The organism is Variovorax flavidus, assembly GCF_030317145.1.
GTDB lineage: Bacteria > Pseudomonadota > Gammaproteobacteria > Burkholderiales > Burkholderiaceae_C > Variovorax > Variovorax flavidus.
This window is the reverse complement of sequence record NZ_JASZYE010000004.1, coordinates 1-16,071: the sequence shown is the minus strand read 5'-3', so window position 1 is coordinate 16,071 and position 16,071 is coordinate 1. Positions and strand designations below refer to the sequence as shown.

The window sequence follows — 16,071 nt, the reverse complement described above, 5'->3', positions numbered from 1 at the left end:
CTCAATGCCCGAAACATCTCGACCCAAAGGGCCATCCAAGGCCCCCTCTTCCAAACCCAAACGCGCAGCCTGGCTGACCTGGCTGATGCGGATCGTATTGTGGGGTCTGGGGATCGCAGCCGCGGGCGTTGTTGCCGTGATTTGCGTGATTGCCGTCGCACTGGCGGTCGCCTACCCGAACCTGCCCGATATATCCGAACTTTCGGATTACCGCCCCAAGCTGCCGCTGCGTGTCTTTTCTTCCGAGGGCATCCTGATTGGTGAATTCGGAGAGGAGCGCCGCAATCTCACACCGATCTCGACCATCCCGAAAGTGATGAAGGACGCCGTCCTGGCGGCCGAGGACGCCCGCTTCTACGACCACGGCGGCGTCGACTACAAAGGCATGCTGCGCGCCGGTCTCGCGAACATGAACCGGGTCAAGAGCCAGGGGGCTTCCACCATCACGATGCAGGTGGCCCGGAATGTCTACCTGAGCTCCGAAAAGACGCTGACCCGCAAGATCTATGAAGTTCTGCTGACCTTCAAGCTGGAGCATCTGCTCACCAAGGACCAGATTCTCGAGATCTACCTGAACCAGATCTACCTGGGCAACCGCGCCTACGGATTCGCGGCGGCATCGGAAGCCTATTTCGGCAAGCCGCTGTCGGACATCACGATCGCGCAGGCAGCGATGCTGGCCGGACTGCCGAAAGCGCCCGGCGCCAACAACCCGGTCAACAACCCGGCCCGCGCGCGCGGTCGTCAGCTGTACGTGATCGACCGCATGCAGGAAGCCGGCTTCATCAATGCCGACCAGGCAGCCGAAGCCAAGAAGGAAGAACTGCACCTGCGCGACGCCGCGGACCCGACCCGCCTGCATGCCGAATACGTCGCTGAAACCGTGCGGCAGCTGATGTATGCCCAGTACGGCGACAGCACCTACACGCGCGGACTCAAGGTCTACACCACCCTCGTCGCCGCCGACCAGGCTGCAGCGTATCGGGCCCTGCGCAAGGGGATCATGGATTACGAGCGCCGCCAGATCTATCGCGGCCCCGAGAAGTTCGTCGACCTGCCCAACAATCCGAAAGAACTCGACGAGGCAGTTGACGACGCGCTGGCGGAACATCCGGACAACGGCGACGTGATGTCGGCGGTGGTGCTGAAGGCCAACGCCAAGGAGATCACCGCGGTGCGCGGCAATGGCGACACCCTGCAGATCGTCGGCGACGGCCTCAAGCCCGCTCAATCGGGGCTGTCGGACAAGGCACCGCCCAACATCAGGATTCGCCGCGGCGCGGTGATCCGGGTCGCCAAGACGCCCAAGGGCGCATGGGAAATCACGCAACTTCCCGAGGTCGAGGGCGCCTTCGTCGCCATGGACCCGCGCGACGGCGCCGTGAAGGCCATGATCGGCGGCTTCGACTTCGACAAGAACAAGTTCAACCACGTCACGCAGGCGTGGCGCCAGCCTGGTTCGAGCTTCAAGCCCTTCATCTATTCGGCTGCACTCGAAAAGGGCTTCACCCCTGGAACGGTGATCAACGACGCGCCGTTGTTCTTCGACGCGGGCACGACCGGCGGCCAACCCTGGGAGCCCAAGAACTACGACGGCAACTTCGAGGGACCGATGTCCATGCGTCGCGCGCTGATGAAGTCGAAGAACATGGTGTCGATCCGGATCCTGCAGTCGATCGGCACACGCTACGCACAGGACTGGATCACCAACTTCGGCTTCGAGCGCGAAAAGCATCCCGCCTATCTGCCGATGGCACTGGGTGCCGGTTCCGTCACGCCGATGCAGATGGCCACGGCCTATTCGGTGTTCGCCAACGGCGGCTACCGCGTGAACCCCTACCTCGTGACGCGCGTGACCGACCACAAGGACAAGGTGCTGGTCGACAAGCAGCCCCCGCTGCTCAACGAAACCCTGCGCGCCATCCCGCAACGCAACGCCTACATCATGGACAGCCTGCTGCAATCGGTGGCGAGCGGCGGCACCGCGGCAAAGGCCCAGGCCACCCTCAAGCGCACCGACATCTACGGCAAGACCGGCACCACCAACGATTCGCTGGACGCCTGGTTCGCCGGCTTCCAGCCGACCATGACCGCAGTGGCCTGGATGGGCTACGACACGCCACGCAAGCTCGGCGATCGCGAAACGGGCGGCGGCCTGAGCCTGCCGATCTGGATCACCTACATGGAAACGGCCATCAAGGGCGTTCCTGTCGCCGAAGTGCCGGCGCCCTCGGGTGTGGTCAACGTCGGCGGCGAGTGGTACTACGACGACTACGCGCCGGGCCGCGGCGTCGCGACGCTGGGCGTCGAAAGCGGACCGACGCCACCGGCCGAGGCCGTCTCGGGCGCGCCGATCGGCGCTGCACCGGCACCGGAAGAGCGCAACCGGATCCTCGACCTGTTCCGCAACTGACGAATCAGTCGGCCGCGAATTCCAGCGGCTGGCCGGCTTGCAGCGTCGCTTCGCGCGACAGGTTGCCGAACAATTCCTCGCTCGTCTTGGTGTCGACCCAGGCATTGCCGTCGTGGCGGTAGTGATAGCCGCCTGAACGGGCGGCCAGCCAGATTTCCTGCAACGGTTTCTGGAGGTTGACGATCAACTGGCTGCCATTGCCGAAGGTGATCGTGATCATGCCGCCCACGCGCTGGTTGTCGATGTCGACGTCGGTCGCGTCATTGATGCGATCGCAGCTTCGTTCGATCGCTGCAAGCGCTGCTTCCGCGCGGTCCATGTACTCAGGGTCGGTCATTACAATTTCGCCATGTTGAATGTTCGTCAAATTCTAGTGAGCGCCGTTGGCCTCGCGCTCGTTGGGGTCGGCCTGACCGCCTGCGGCCAGAGGGGTGCGCTTTACCTGCCGACGGAAGCTGCCGCGAAGAACCGCGCAACCCTTCCGGAACTCTTGCTGCCGGGCTCGTCCGCTCCGGATGCGGCAGCCAAGCCGGCCCAGTCGCCCTCGCCTGCCAGCAACACCCCCGCCAAGAAGGGGGACGCCGAATGAACACCACTGCACGCCTGCCAGGCCACCCGCACATCGCACGCAAGGACGGCATCCTTCACGTCGAAGGCCAACCGCTCTCCGCGTTGGCACGCGAGTACGGCACGCCTCTCTTCGTCTATTCAAGGCAATGGATGCTCGACGCCCTGGCCGCTTACCAGCGCGGGTTCGAGGGTCGCGACGCCATGGTTTGCTATGCGATCAAGGCCAACTCGTCGCTCGGCGTCCTGCGCGTCTTCGCCGAAGCCGGCTGCGGATTCGACATTGTCTCTGGCGGCGAACTTGCCCGCGTGCTTGCTGCGGGCGCGGATCCGGCCAAGGTGATCTTTTCCGGCGTCGGCAAGACGCGCGGCGAAATGCGCCAGGCGCTCGCCGCAGGCATCGGATGCTTCAACGTGGAAAGCGAAGCCGAAATCGACGTGCTCAACGAAGTTGCGCTCGAGGAAGGCCGCGTCGCGTCGATCAGCGTGCGCATCAACCCCAACGTCGATCCGAAGACGCACCCCTACATCTCGACCGGCCTGAAGGGCAACAAGTTCGGCATTGCCCATGACCGCGCTGTCGCGATCTACCAGCACGCCGCCTCTCTGAAGGGCCTGAAGGTGGTCGGCATCGACTGCCATATCGGCTCGCAGATCACCGACGCCTCGCCCTACCTGGAGGCGCTGGAGCGCGTGCTCGACCTCGTCGAAGCCATCGAGAAGACCGGCGTGGCTCTGCACCACCTGGACTTCGGCGGCGGCCTCGGCATCGACTACAACGGCGACACACCGCCCGCGGCCGATGCGCTCTGGCACCAGCTTCTGGCGCGCCTGGACGCGCGAGGTTTCGGCCAGCGCCGCTTGATCGTCGAACCCGGCCGCTCGCTGGTCGGCAACGCAGGCGTGTGCGTCACCGAGGTGCTCTATACCAAGCCCGGAGAGGACAAGAATTTCTGCATCGTCGATGCGGCGATGAACGACCTGCCCCGGCCGGCGATGTACCAAGCCTTCCACCAGATCGTCCCCGTGGAGGCGGAACGAGGCGACACCGACGCGCTCACCTACGACGTCGTGGGCCCCGTTTGCGAGAGCGGCGACTGGATCGGCCGCGACCGCGCACTCAAGGTGCAATCGGGCGACCTCCTCGCGGTGCTTTCCGCGGGTGCCTACTGCATGGCGATGGCCAGCAACTACAACACGCGCGGGCGTGCCCCCGAAGTGCTGGTGAGTGGTGGGCGCGCCACGCTGATTCGCCGACGCGAAACCATCGACGACCAGTTGCTCAGCGAGCGGCTGGCCGGCTGAGCGCGGCGCCGCCCGGGCGCGGTTTCTTGCTGGCGTAGTTCCACACTCGCCAGCCGAGCAGCACCGCGACGATCGCTGCGTAGACGAACACTTCGGCGAAGTTGTTCTTCCCCGCGCGCATCCAGAAGAAGTGCAGCAGGCCCAGGCCGGCAATGGCGTAGACCAGCTTGTGCAGCGTCTGCCAGCGCTTCGCGCCCAATGCCTTGATGGCCCGGTTGAACGAAGTCGCAGCCAGCGGCGTCAGCAGCACAAAGGCCGAGAAGCCCACCAGGATGAACGGTCGCTTGGCGATGTCCTTGGCGATCTCCGGCACGTCGAAACCCATGTCGAACCAGCTGTAGCTCAGCAGGTGCACGACGACGTAGAAGTACGCGAACAGGCCCAGCATCCGGCGGAAGCGCGCCAGCGCATTCGTCTTGGTCATCACCCGCAGCGGCGTGACCGCCAGCACGATGCAGACGAAGCGAAGTGTCCAGTCGCCGGTCGAGCGGATCAGGTGCTCCGCCGGATTGGCGCCCAGCCCGTTGGTGAGTGCACCGTAGAACAGCCACGCAAACGGCAGCAAACACAACACGAACACCAGCGGCTTGGCCGCCGGGTGCATCAGGAGCTTGTTCACGGCAGGCCCGGCTTCAGTAGAACTTCTTCAGGTCCATGCCCGCGTAGAGCTGGCCGACCTGCGCTTCGTAGCCGTTGAACATCTGCGTCTTGGTGCGCTTGGCGAACAGCCCGCCGCCATCGCCGATGCGGCGCTCGGTCGCCTGGCTCCAGCGCGGATGGTCGACGTTCGGATTCACGTTGGAGTAGAAGCCGTATTCCTGCGCCGCCGCCTTGTTCCAGGCCGTGCCGGGCTCCTTCTCGACGAAGCGGATCTTGACGATCGACTTGCCGCTCTTGAAGCCATATTTCCACGGCACCACGATGCGCACCGGCGCGCCGTTCTGGTTGGGCAGTACCTCGCCATACATGCCGAAGGTCAGCAGGGTGAGCGGATGCATCGCCTCGTCCATGCGCAGTCCCTCGGCGTACGGCCAATCCAGAACGCGCGAGCCCACGAAGGGCATGGTCTTGGGATCGGCCAACGTGATGAACTCGACGTACTTGGCATTGCCCTGCGGCTCGACCTTCTTGATGAGCTCGGCCAGCGAATAGCCCACCCACGGAATGACCATCGACCAGCCCTCGACGCAGCGAAGCCTGTAGATGCGCTCTTCCTGCGCGCTGAGCTTGATCAGATCCTCGATGCCGTACTTGCCGGGTTTCTTGACGAGACCTTCGACCTCGACGGTCCACGGCTTCGTCTTGAGCGTGCCGGCGTTCTTGACCGGATCGCCCTTGTCGGTGCCGAACTCGTAGTAGTTGTTGTAGCTGGTCGCGTCCTTGTAGTCGCTGACCTTCTCCATGGTCTGCGCGCCCGGAACCGTCGACTTCACGCCAGGCAATGGCGCCAGCTTGCCCGGCGCCGCCGCCTGCGCCAGCGCATCGCGTGCCGCCCATGACGCCATGGCCGCACCGGCCGCGCCGCTGGCCAGCCACTTGAGCATGTCGCGCCGGCCTTCATAGACGCCCCGCGGCGTGATCTCGCTCGAAAGCGGATGAATGAAGCCGTTCTCACGGGATTGAATCAACATGGTTGCCTTTCGCCTGAATTGCTGTGCCCAGATGAGTTCGTTGCCAACGATGATCCGGTTACGCGAAAAACGCGCCGTCGGTTCAGTTCATGGCGAAATTTCGGCGCGACGACGCCTACAGGGTGCCGTAGCTGTGCAGGCCGCTCAGGAACATGTTGACGCCGAGGAAGGCAAAGGTCGTCACCGCCAGACCGCCCAGGGCCCACCACGCGGCCACGGTGCCGCGCAGCCCCTTCACCAGACGCATGTGCAGCCAGGCCGCGTAATTGAGCCAGACGATCAGCGCCCAGGTTTCCTTGGGATCCCAGCTCCAGTAGCCGCCCCATGCGTCGGCCGCCCACAGCGCGCCGAGGACCGTGGCAATCGTGAAGAAGGCAAAGCCGACCGTGATGGACTTGTACATCACGTCGTCCAGCACCTCGTTCGCGGGCAGGCGTGCAGCGATGCGCTTGCGGCCCAGCAGGATGCCTGCGGCGATCAGGGCCGAAAGGGCCGCGTAACCCACCCAGTAGCTCCCGCCGGCCTCCTGCACGCGCTGGCGGAACGCCACCGGCACGAAACACAGCGCCACGCCCAGCAGCCAAATCGGCGTGAGCTTGTACCAGCGCGTCTCGCTCGCCTGCTCCTTGATCAGATAGGCGAACGCGACCATCGCCGCCAGCGAAAAAGTACCGTAGCCAATGAAATTGGCCGGCACGTGCAGCTTCATCCACCAGCTCTGCAGCGCCGGGACGAGCGGCTGGATTTCATGGGCTTCGCGCACCAGCGTGTACCAGAGCAGGAACCCGACCGCGGCGCTCACCACCAGCATCACGAACGCGCCCAGGGCACGCGTGCCGTAGCGCGATTCGAAGTACAGATAGAAGGTCGCCGTCAGCCAGCAGAACAGGACGAACACCTCGTAGAGGTTGCTGACGGGAATGTGGCCGATGTCCGGGCCCAACTGATGACTTTCGTACCAGCGCACCATCGTGCCGATCAGGGCCATGGTGACGGCGGCCCATGCAAGGCGCGAGCCGATCAGGTCCATCGTGTCGCCCTGCTTGCCGCCGAAGAAGCCGATCCAATAGAACAGCGTGCTCATGAAGAAGAGCACGCTCATCCAGAGGATGGCGGACTGGCTCGACAGGAAGTACTTGAGCCAGAAAACGGAATCGGCGCGCGCCAGGTCGCCCTGGTAGGACGCGATGGCCAGCAGCGCCGCGCCCGCAACGACGATCGCCAGCACGCGCAGCGGACGCCAGAACCAGCCGAGCCAGATCGCCGCAGGCATGGCTGCCACGAGGATGGTCTTTTCGTAGTAGTCCATCGAGCCGGCATAGCGCGCGAATGCAAAGAGCCCGCCCGCCACCACCAGGACCGCGAATACCCAGTCGAAGGCGTTGCGGCGCGAAAGCCAGCTGTCGTTGAGCGTGAGGGTGGTGGTGGTCATGACGCCGAGTCTTTCCTGATGGCGAGCAGCTTGTCTTTGAGGTGCTCGAATTCGCGATCGCTGTCGATGGTCTTGCGATTGACCGAAAAGGCCATGGTGGCCGCCGTGCCGCGCGGGTGAGTGTCGTCCTTCGCCAGCCAGACCCACAGCCTGCGCTCACGCACGTACAGCATCGCAAAAATGCCGATGATCAGCAACAGGCAGCCCAGGTAGACGATGTTCTTGCCAGGGGCACGGGCGACCTGGAACACGCTGGCCTGCACCTGCTTGAAGTCCGTCATCATCAGTGCCACCGGGGCCGGGTAGAAATGGGCATCGCTGATGGCCAGCACCGCCTGGGTAAGGAAGGTCTGCGTCTTCTCGTCCGGCGGCATCGCCGCGAGGCCGGCCTTCTCGCGGCTCACGTTGAGCACCTCGAACAGGACATCGTTGAGGATGCGCACCAGCACCGCGCCCGCGCGTTCCCGCTCGCCCTCGGGAATGTTGGCTTCCATGAACTCGGCGATGGCCTGCCAGCCGCCGGTGCTCACGGCGTCTGTCTTGGCGCGCTCGGCGCCCGCGAACAACGCCAGGGCGCGCGCGGCGGAAGTGCGAAGCTGATTGGCGAGTTCGGGACGCTTCGGATCGGTCGCGCGCGCGATGTAGCGGTCGATGGCACGCGCACGCGCATCGGCATCCGCCAGCGTCGCGCGCATGTGCACGAAGGTCTCCATCGACCCCTTGTCGTCGGCCGGCACGCGCAGGTAGCGGAAAGGCTCCTCGGGCCGCTCCCGCATGCCGAGCAGAAAGACCGGCTGGCCATCGCCGGTATCGACCGGGACCATGTAGTTCTGGTATTCGCGGGCCTGCCCCGCGGCATCGCGCAGCTTGTAGCCGACGCTCGGCCCGATGTTGCGCAACACCTTGGGCTTGTTGGTCTTGTTGGCCGCACCCAGGCGCGATTCGAGGCTGTTGTGCAGATCGACCTTGCGCACGTCGGCACCGCTCGTCATGGCGCCACCGTTGCTCTCAGCGAAGTTCTCGACGTTGATCACGCGCAGCGCCGTGTACTCCAGCGTGAGGCGGTCGGTGCCATTGGTGATCTCGGAGCTGCCGCCGATCGTGCCTTCGATCTCGAAAGGCTTGGCCGCGGCGGCCATCGGCACCGCCTTGAGCTTCACGGTCGAGCCGCCGTCGTCGAAGCTCGACTGGTAGATCTCGATGCCCTTGTAGCTCGCCGGGTGATTCACTTCGATGCGCGCCGGAATCTGCTTGCCGGTCTCGCGATCGTGCAGCACCACCTCGCTCGCGAACAGCTTGGGCATGCCGGTCGAGTAGTAGTCGACGATGAATTTCTTGAGCTCGATGGAGAAAGGCAGATCCTGCAGCAGCACCCCGTCCGACTGGTTGAGGATGGCAACGCTCGACTGCGCGCCCTCGGGCACCAGGATGTTTCCGCGGAAAGTCGGGTTGCGAGGCGACAGGCGATGCTGCGGCGGCACATCGGCGATGAGGCCGCCGCCGGTGTAGACGCTCTTGCCGTTGAACCAGGTCTGAGCCCGCACGATCAGGTCGCCGTCGAGCAAGCCGCCGATGCACACCAGCACGATCGCGCTGTGCGCTGCGATGTAGCCGAGCTTGTGCGCCCCGCCCGCACGCGCGGCCACCATCCAGCCGTCGCCATCGCGATGCTGCAGCTTGACCTTCCAGCCCCCGGTGGCCAGCAATTGCCCGATGCGGTTGGCCGCCGTGTCCGGCGTTTCGTCGAGCACCGTCTCGGCCCGCTGGCCGAAGGCCTTGAGGCTTTGGACCCTGATGCCTTCCTTGTAGGTCTTCAGGTCCGACAGGATGCGCGGCGTGTTGCGGGCGATGCACAGCGAGGTGCTGATCACCAGAAACGCGAGGATCAGCAGGAACCACCAGGCGCTATAGATCGAATCGAGCCTCGCCGCGCGAAACACCTCGGCCCAGAAAGGCCCGAACTGGTTGATGTAGTTGTTGATGGGCTCGTGCTGCTTGAGCACGGTGCCGATGATCGATGCGATGCAGATGATCGTCAGCAGCGCAATAGCGAAGCGCATCGACGACAACAGCTCCACCGCCGCGCGGACCACCTGGGGGCCGCGACGGACTCGAAGGCCGTGGGTGGAAACTGACATGTGGAGCGAACCGTAGGAAGCAAAAAAGGCGGGCCATCCTTGCTGGATCGGCCCGCCTTGTTTGGGGTTTGTTATCGGCGGTTAGTTCAAGCTGAACCGCTGGGAATCAGCGCAGCCCGGCAATGTAGTCGGCCACGGCCTTGATTTCGCGGTCGTTGAGCTTGGCGGCAACACCGTTCATCGGCGCCGAGTTCAGGCGGACGTTGTCGCGGAACTGGACGAGTTGCGCCACCGTGTAGTCGGCGTGCTGGCCGCCGAGGCGCGGGTATTGGGCCGGGATGCCGGCGCCGTCGGGGCTGTGGCAGCCTGCGCAGGCAGGAATCTGGCGATCCGCAATGCCGCCGCGGAAGATGCGCTCGCCCAGCGCGACCAGGTCCTTCTCCTTAGAGAAGCCGGTCTTGATCTTCTTGGAGCCCACGAACCAGGCGATGTTGCGCATGTCTTCGTCAGACAGGGCGGAAGCCATCGGCTTCATGATCGCGCTCTTGCGCTTGCCGGACTTGAAGTCCTGCAGCTGCTTGAGGATGTATTCGGGATGCTGCTGCGCCAGCTTGGGGTTTGCCGCGATGGCCGAGTTGCCGTCAGCGTTATGGCACGAGGCGCAGCTTTGGCTGTTGGCCGGCGTGGCATTGAAGATCGTGTCCCCCTTGGCAGGATCGGGCTTGGCCGCCTTGGGAGGCGCCTCGGCTGCCGGCTTGGCGGCATGCTCGCCGGCGGCGAAGCTGGCACTGGCGGCGATGCCCAACAGGGCTGCAAGCAGAAATTTGGCAAACAACTTCATATCGGGGGCTTAGATTTAGGGCGCAAAACCCGGCGATTCTACAATGGCGCCCCGTTCCGAAAGCTCATTGATGACCACCCCGCCGCGCAAGCCGGCCGCACCCTACTCCCGCACGGCCCCGGCCGTGGACGCCGCGGCCGCCGAACGCGCCCGCGTCGCCCGAGGCTGGTTGCACACCGCCCACTTCCTCACCAGCGCGCCCCAGCTGGAGCATCTGCCCGCCTTCGACCTGCCCGAGATCGCCTTCGTCGGCCGCTCCAACGCCGGCAAGTCGACCGCGATCAACACGCTCACGCAGCAGACGCGCCTGGCCTTCGCATCGAAGACGCCCGGCCGGACGCAGCACATCAACCTGTTCGGCGTCGGCAAGCAGAAGATCGACGACGCCGTTCTGGCCGACCTCCCGGGCTACGGGTATGCCGCCGTGCCCCGCGAGGCCAAGCTGCGCTGGCAGCGCGTGATGGGCAACTACCTGATGACGCGCGAGAACCTGAGGGGCGTCGTGCTGATGTGCGACCCGCGCCACGGACTCACCGAACTGGACGAGATCCTGCTGGATGTCATCCGCCCCAGGGTCGAACAGGGGCTGAAGTTCCTGGTGCTGCTGACCAAGGCAGACAAGCTCACCCGCTCGGACGGCGCCAAGGCACTGTCGATTGCGCGACTGCAGGCCGGCGGCGGCGAGGTCAAACTCTTCTCGGCACTGAAACTTCAAGGGGTGGACGAGGCGGCCGAGCTGCTCTGGCGCTGGGCGCACCCGGAGGGCGAGAAGCCCGCGGAGCCGGCTCCCCAGGTCGACGAACAGGGCTGAGGGACCGGCCACGGCGGCTCTCCCCTCTCTGGCTGAATTCGAGACATCCAACCGAGAGCAACAAGGAGACAACCCGTGATCGAGACTTTCGCCCGCACGCTGCCGAACGGCACCACCCTCAGTTGCCGCGCGACCGGTACGCCGGGACGGCCGCTGATGGTGTTCCTGCACGGCTTTCCCGAAGCCGCCTTCATCTGGGACGAGTTGCTCGAGTACTTCGCGCAGCCCGAGCACGGCGGATTTCGCTGCATCGCGCCCAACCTGCGCGGCTTTGAGAAGTCCAGCTCCCCCACCGAGGTGTCGGCCTACCGTGCCCACCTCCTGGTGCAGGACGTCGCCGAACTCGCGGCGAGCGAGAACCCCGATGGCAGGATCGAGGTCCTGGTGGCGCATGACTGGGGCGGCGCCTTCGGCTGGGGCTACGCGAACCAGCACGGCGACAAGCTCGGCAGGCTGGTCATCATCAATTCGCCGCACCCCGGCACCTTCACGCGCGAGTTGCTGAACAACCCGGCGCAGCAGGCCGCGAGCGCCTACATGAACTTCCTGGCCCGGCCCGATGCCGAAGCGCTGCTGTCGGCCGACGACTATCGGCGCATGTGGCCCTTCTTCACCCTGATGAAGGCCGGGCCGGACGGCTTCGGCTGGCTCACGGAAGACGTGAAGAATCAGTACCGGGAGGTCTGGAATGCGGGCCTGACCGGCGCCTGCAATCTCTATCGCGTCACGCCGATGAAGCCGGCGGCCCCCGGCCAGCCGGCCCCCCAGATCCCCACGCTGCCGCGCGAACGGCTCACGGTCGCGGCGCCGACCTTCGTGCTGTGGGCCCTCGACGATTCGGCCCTGCTGCCGGGCCTGCTCGAAGGGCTGGAAGACTACGTCCCGAAGCTCGATCTCAAGAAGATGCCGGGTGCGACGCACTGGCTGATCCACGAACAGCCGCAGTTCGTCGCCAGCGAGATCGAAGCCTTCATACGGCGAACCTCCTAGGAGACCCGGCCGCCCTAGTAGATCGGAGGGTCGCCCTCGGGGCGGGTCTTGAAGCGGCGGTGAACCCAGTAGTACTGCGACGGCATCGTGTCGATGTAGCCCTGCAGGCGCTGGTTCATCAACGCGGTGTCGGCCATCACGTCGTCGGTCGGAAAGTTCTTCCAGGCCTCCAGCACCTCGATCTCATACCCATCCTTGGTGAGTTTCGAGACGATCGGAACCACCTTGGCCCGTCCCAGCCGCGCGAAGCGCGACAGCGACGGCACCGTGGCAGCCTGCACGCCGTAGAAGGGCACGAAGACCGTCTGATCCCGTCCGAAATCCATGTCGGGCAGGAGGTACAGCAAGCCGCCCTTGCGCAGCCCCGCAATGATCGGCTTGATGCCGTCGACACGGTTCAGGGTGATCACGTTGCCGAAGCGCTTGCGGCCTTCGCGGATCCATTCGTCCACCATCGGATCCCGCTGCGTGGTGTAGATGGTGGTCGATGGCCGTGCCGTGTGCATCGTCAGCGCAGTAGCCGCCGCATCCAGGCCGTAGAAATGCGGTGCGAACAGGATCGTCGGCTCGTGGCCGTTGGCGATCTCGTCGATTTCCCTGGCAGCGCCATGCACCTTGAGCCGCCGCGCGACGACCTCTTCCGGCGCGTGCCAGAGCCAGCTGCGGTCGAGCCAGGATTGCGCCACGTAGACGAAGGTCTCGCGCGCCATGCGGCGGCGTTCGGCGGGCGACTTGTCCGGAAAACACACGGCCAGGTTGGCATCCACCACCCGCCGGCGAGGCACCGCGGCGACGTGGAGCACGGGCCCGAGCAGCGCGCCGAAACCTCGCACCAGGGGAAAAGGCACATGCGCCAGCGTTCGCATGAAGGCGATGCCGAGTCTCGACGTCAGGCTCACGAAGCCACCTCGGCTTCCGCTTCTGCGCGCGGCTGCTTGTAGCGCGCGTAGTCCCACACGTACTGGCCCGGCAATCGGCGAATCAGCCGTGCAATGCCTTCGTTCATCGCCGTTGCGGCGGCCTCGGGCGTCGCCTTGGGGTCGCTCATGGCGGTGCCGTCGAAGGGCTCGAACCGGATGGCGTAGCCCGCGCCACGCGGCAACCGCTCGCACACGCCGAGGAACACGCGGGCGCCCGTCTGTTGCGCGAGGCGCGGCAACAGCGTCATGGTGTAGGCCGGCCGGCCGAAGAACGGGGCCCAGACCCCCTGTCCCAGCGGCGGCACCTGATCCGGCAACAGGCCGGTATAGCCGCCGTTGCGCAGCGTACGGATGAGGCCGCGCACGCCGGCCACGGTCGTGGGCAAGGTCTGCAGGCCGGGGCGGTCCCGCGAGCCGGCGATCAGTTCCGCCATGAATTTCTTGCGAGCGGGCCTGAACAGCGCCGTGATCGGCCCGTAGGCTTCGAAGAAGCGCTCGCCAACCGCCTGCCCGAGGGTCTCCCAACTGCCGAGGTGCGGGGAAACGAGGATCACGCCCTTGCGCGCGGCCAGCGCGGCCTCGAACGCCTCGACGCCTTCCCAGCGCACGATCTTCGGCAGCAGGCTTTCGCCCTGCGGACGCGCCCAGACCCAGGGAAGCTCGCCAACCATGGCGCCGGCGGCGGTGATCGCGGGACGGTACTGCGCCGGCGTGAATCCGGCGGCTTCGGCGTTTTCCCGGAAGCGCCTGCGGTAGTCCGGCGCCAGCCACCAGACCAGCCAGCCCAACCCTCCGCCGATCGCGTGCATCACGGGCAGCGGCACTCGGGCGAGCAAACGGAAGAGAGAAATCATCGACAAATGGGAGGGTGAAACAGGACGCGCGCGCAGCCTACAGCGCGGCTCGAATAGAATGCAAATTGTCGCTGAGTTATGGAACTACTTGCAGGGCGACGTTAAACACCACTGCTAAAGCGTTCGCCAAGGCTCCATCTGGGTTGGCAACGCGCCAATCGAACCTTCATGGAGTTTCATCAAAATGGCGAACGACTTCCTCTTCACTTCCGAATCCGTTTCCGAAGGCCATCCCGACAAGGTGGCGGACCAGATCTCCGACGCGATTCTCGACGCGATCTTTGCCCAGGACCCGCGCTCGCGCGTTGCGGCCGAGACCCTGACCAACACCGGCCTGGTCGTGCTGGCCGGCGAGATCACGACCAACGCGCATGTCGACTACATCCAGGTCGCGCGCGACACCATCAAGCGCATCGGCTACGACAACACCGACTACGGCATCGACTACAAGGGCTGCGCCGTCATGGTCTGCTACGACAAGCAGTCCAACGACATCGCGCAGGGCGTGGACCACGCGAGCGACGACCACCTGAACACCGGCGCCGGCGACCAGGGCCTGATGTTCGGCTATGCCTGCGACGAGACGCCCGAGCTCATGCCCGCGCCGATCTACTACGCGCACCGCCTCGTCGAGCGCCAGGCGCAGCTGCGCAAGGACGGCCGCCTGCCTTTCCTGCGTCCTGACGCCAAGAGCCAGGTCACGATGCGCTACGTGGACGGCAAGCCGCACAGCATCGACACCGTCGTGCTCTCCACGCAGCACCACCCCGACCAGAGCGAAACGCCGACCAAGATGAAGGCATCGTTCAACGAAGCCATCATCGAAGAGATCATCAAGCCCGTGCTGCCCAAGGAGTGGCTCAAGGACACGCGCTACCTGATCAACCCGACCGGCCGCTTCGTCATCGGCGGTCCGCAAGGCGATTGCGGCCTCACAGGCCGCAAGATCATCGTCGACACCTACGGCGGCGCCTGCCCGCACGGCGGTGGCGCCTTCTCGGGCAAGGACCCCAGCAAGGTCGACCGCTCGGCCGCCTACGCCGCACGCTACGTGGCCAAGAACATCGTGGCCGCTGGTCTTGCACGCCAGTGCCAGATCCAGGTCGCCTACGCGATCGGCGTGGCCAAGCCGATGAACGTGACGGTCTACACCGAAGGCACGGGCGTCATCTCCGACGAGAAGATCGCAGCGCTGGTGCAGGAACATTTCGACCTGCGCCCGAAGGGCATCATCCAGATGCTCGACCTGCTGCGCCCGATCTACGGCAAGACGGCAGCGTACGGCCACTTCGGCCGCGAAGAGCCCGAGTTCACGTGGGAAAGCACGGCCAACGCAGCCGCCCTGCGCGCCGCGGCCGGTCTCTGAAGACCATCCGCCGCTGAATCAGGAAGGTCTGCGCAGCAACTCGCAGACCTCCTCGTCGCTGGTCTGGCCGAAGTCCTCGTACCAGAGACCCACGGCACGGAAGTGCTCGGGCGTGGAAACACAGACGACCTCGTCCGCCAGCGCACCCACGCTCTGGACCGCCTCTCGGGAAGCCACCGGCACGGCCACGACGATGCGCTGGGGCTGGCCCATCCGGGCGGCCTTCACGGCGGCGCACATGGTGGCCCCGGTCGCCAGGCCGTCGTCGATCAGCAGCACGACCTTTCCAGCCAGCGCGAGCGGCGCGCGCTCGCCGCGATAGAGGCGCTCGCGCCGAGCCAACTCGGCTTGCTCACGCGTCACCACGGCCTCGACTGCCCGTTCCGACACCGGCCAGGCGCCGTCGATATCGCCCATCACGCGCACGCCTCCGGACGCGATCGCGCCCATGGCGAATTCCTCCTGCCCGGGAAAGCCGAGCTTGCGCACGACCAGCACGTCGAGCGGTGCCCGCAGGGACTGTGCGACTTCCCACGCCACCGGTACGCCACCGCGCGGCAACCCCAGCACCAGGAGATCCGAGCGCCCGCGCCAGGCGCCGAGCGCATTCGCGAGCAAGCGTCCCGCATCGCGTCGATCCTTGAATTCCATTTGCACTCCTTGCAGCCGGAATTCAGAAACGATACGCGCCTCCCATGCCGACCGTCCAGTTGCGCCCCGGGGCCGGCTCGAAGTAGCGGGCATTGCCTTCGTTGACGATCACCGAGCCGACATAGCGCTTGTCCAGCAGGTTGTCGATGCGCGCAAAGGCATTGAGCTCCCAGCGCTGCCACTTCTTGACGTAGCCCGCGAACAGCGCGACC

16 protein-coding genes are annotated in these 16,071 nt (G+C 65.4%); 6 read left to right on the top strand and 10 right to left on the bottom strand.

What is annotated here, in order from left to right; all coding sequences use genetic code 11:
• Window positions 1–4: 4 nt before the first annotated feature.
• Entirely contained in the window at window positions 5–2,413 is a 2,409-nt protein-coding gene (locus QTH90_RS19910) for a penicillin-binding protein 1A (RefSeq protein ID WP_286666311.1), read from the top strand.
• 4 nt (window positions 2,414–2,417) lie between these two features.
• On the opposite strand, the gene cyaY is transcribed toward QTH90_RS19910, so the two are convergent.
• Window positions 2,418–2,750 carry an iron donor protein CyaY gene (gene cyaY, locus QTH90_RS19905; protein ID WP_286666310.1) on the bottom strand — a complete coding sequence of 111 codons (333 nt, stop codon included), beginning with the start codon at window positions 2,748–2,750 and terminating at the stop codon, window positions 2,418–2,420.
• Between the two features lie 36 nt (window positions 2,751–2,786).
• Here cyaY and lptM point away from each other — a divergent pair, with 36 nt between their 5' ends.
• A complete protein-coding gene (gene lptM, locus QTH90_RS19900; protein WP_353506623.1) occupies window positions 2,787–3,002 on the top strand; it encodes an LPS translocon maturation chaperone LptM in 216 nt (71 codons plus the stop codon).
• Complete coding sequence (lysA, locus tag QTH90_RS19895) at window positions 2,999–4,285, top strand: diaminopimelate decarboxylase (protein ID WP_286666308.1); 1,287 nt, start codon at window positions 2,999–3,001, stop codon at window positions 4,283–4,285. The genes lptM and lysA overlap by 4 nt, the downstream gene beginning before the upstream one ends.
• Here lysA and msrQ read toward each other — a convergent pair.
• The 5 genes from msrQ to QTH90_RS19870 all read right to left on the bottom strand — a co-directional run bounded on the left by msrQ (window position 4,263) and on the right by QTH90_RS19870 (window position 10,267).
• A complete protein-coding gene (msrQ, locus tag QTH90_RS19890) occupies window positions 4,263–4,904 on the bottom strand; it encodes a protein-methionine-sulfoxide reductase heme-binding subunit MsrQ (RefSeq protein ID WP_286666307.1) in 642 nt (213 codons plus the stop codon). The genes lysA and msrQ overlap by 23 nt on opposite strands.
• Before the next feature lie 13 nt (window positions 4,905–4,917).
• Window positions 4,918–5,916: a protein-methionine-sulfoxide reductase catalytic subunit MsrP gene (gene msrP, locus QTH90_RS19885; RefSeq protein WP_286666306.1), complete on the bottom strand. Its 999-nt coding sequence runs from the start codon at window positions 5,914–5,916 to the stop codon at window positions 4,918–4,920.
• Window positions 5,917–6,031: 115 nt separating this feature from the next.
• On the bottom strand, window positions 6,032–7,348 hold the full coding sequence (gene ccsB / locus QTH90_RS19880; RefSeq protein WP_286666305.1) for a c-type cytochrome biogenesis protein CcsB: 1,317 nt from the start codon (window positions 7,346–7,348) through the stop codon (window positions 6,032–6,034).
• Window positions 7,345–9,486, bottom strand: coding sequence for a cytochrome c biogenesis protein ResB (locus QTH90_RS19875; protein WP_286666304.1), 2,142 nt, complete (start codon window positions 9,484–9,486; stop codon window positions 7,345–7,347). Before QTH90_RS19875 ends, ccsB begins: the two co-directional genes overlap by 4 nt.
• Before the next feature lie 106 nt (window positions 9,487–9,592).
• Entirely contained in the window at window positions 9,593–10,267 is a 675-nt protein-coding gene (locus QTH90_RS19870) for a c-type cytochrome (protein ID WP_286666303.1), read from the bottom strand.
• Window positions 10,268–10,337: 70 nt separating this feature from the next.
• Between QTH90_RS19870 and yihA the strand changes: the two genes are divergently transcribed.
• Window positions 10,338–11,078 (top strand): ribosome biogenesis GTP-binding protein YihA/YsxC, encoded by a 741-nt coding sequence (yihA, locus tag QTH90_RS19865; protein WP_286666302.1) that lies wholly within the window; start codon window positions 10,338–10,340, stop codon window positions 11,076–11,078.
• A 75-nt stretch (window positions 11,079–11,153) separates the two neighbouring features.
• Window positions 11,154–12,068, top strand: a complete 915-nt coding sequence (locus QTH90_RS19860) for an alpha/beta fold hydrolase (protein ID WP_286666301.1) — start codon at window positions 11,154–11,156, stop codon at window positions 12,066–12,068.
• Window positions 12,069–12,082: 14 nt separating this feature from the next.
• Here the strand turns inward: QTH90_RS19860 and QTH90_RS19855 are convergent, their stop codons facing one another.
• Window positions 12,083–12,967 (bottom strand): LpxL/LpxP family acyltransferase, encoded by an 885-nt coding sequence (locus QTH90_RS19855; RefSeq protein ID WP_286666300.1) that lies wholly within the window; start codon window positions 12,965–12,967, stop codon window positions 12,083–12,085.
• Window positions 12,964–13,842: a lysophospholipid acyltransferase family protein gene (locus QTH90_RS19850; protein ID WP_286666299.1), complete on the bottom strand. Its 879-nt coding sequence runs from the start codon at window positions 13,840–13,842 to the stop codon at window positions 12,964–12,966. The genes QTH90_RS19855 and QTH90_RS19850 overlap by 4 nt, the downstream gene beginning before the upstream one ends.
• Before the next feature lie 184 nt (window positions 13,843–14,026).
• On the opposite strand from QTH90_RS19850, the gene metK reads away from it, so the two are divergent.
• Window positions 14,027–15,208, top strand: a complete 1,182-nt coding sequence (metK, locus tag QTH90_RS19845) for a methionine adenosyltransferase (protein WP_286666298.1) — start codon at window positions 14,027–14,029, stop codon at window positions 15,206–15,208.
• Window positions 15,209–15,226: 18 nt separating this feature from the next.
• Here the strand turns inward: metK and QTH90_RS19840 are convergent, their stop codons facing one another.
• Both QTH90_RS19840 and QTH90_RS19835 read right to left on the bottom strand, forming a co-directional pair.
• The gene (locus QTH90_RS19840) at window positions 15,227–15,859 is read right to left on the bottom strand and encodes a phosphoribosyltransferase (RefSeq protein ID WP_286666297.1); all 633 of its coding nucleotides are present in this window, start codon (window positions 15,857–15,859) and stop codon (window positions 15,227–15,229) included.
• A gap of 22 nt (window positions 15,860–15,881) precedes the next feature.
• Window positions 15,882–16,071, bottom strand: a 190-nt coding sequence (locus QTH90_RS19835) for a TonB-dependent receptor (protein ID WP_286666296.1), incomplete at its 5' end; no start/stop codon positions are given.

What these genes read in the sequence shown, in the direction of transcription:
- QTH90_RS19910 (WP_286666311.1), top strand. Translation starts at nt 5, where the DNA reads ATGCCCGAAACATCTCGACCCAAAGGGCCATCCAAGGCCCCCTCTTCC.
- cyaY (WP_286666310.1), bottom strand. Translation starts at nt 2,750, where the DNA reads ATGACCGACCCTGAGTACATGGACCGCGCGGAAGCAGCGCTTGCAGCG.
- lysA (WP_286666308.1), top strand. Translation starts at nt 2,999, where the DNA reads ATGAACACCACTGCACGCCTGCCAGGCCACCCGCACATCGCACGCAAG.
- msrP (WP_286666306.1), bottom strand. Translation starts at nt 5,916, where the DNA reads ATGTTGATTCAATCCCGTGAGAACGGCTTCATTCATCCGCTTTCGAGC.
- ccsB (WP_286666305.1), bottom strand. Translation starts at nt 7,348, where the DNA reads ATGACCACCACCACCCTCACGCTCAACGACAGCTGGCTTTCGCGCCGC.
- QTH90_RS19875 (WP_286666304.1), bottom strand. Translation starts at nt 9,486, where the DNA reads ATGTCAGTTTCCACCCACGGCCTTCGAGTCCGTCGCGGCCCCCAGGTG.
- QTH90_RS19870 (WP_286666303.1), bottom strand. Translation starts at nt 10,267, where the DNA reads ATGAAGTTGTTTGCCAAATTTCTGCTTGCAGCCCTGTTGGGCATCGCC.
- yihA (WP_286666302.1), top strand. Translation starts at nt 10,338, where the DNA reads ATGACCACCCCGCCGCGCAAGCCGGCCGCACCCTACTCCCGCACGGCC.
- QTH90_RS19850 (WP_286666299.1), bottom strand. Translation starts at nt 13,842, where the DNA reads ATGATTTCTCTCTTCCGTTTGCTCGCCCGAGTGCCGCTGCCCGTGATG.
- metK (WP_286666298.1), top strand. Translation starts at nt 14,027, where the DNA reads ATGGCGAACGACTTCCTCTTCACTTCCGAATCCGTTTCCGAAGGCCAT.
- QTH90_RS19840 (WP_286666297.1), bottom strand. Translation starts at nt 15,859, where the DNA reads ATGGAATTCAAGGATCGACGCGATGCGGGACGCTTGCTCGCGAATGCG.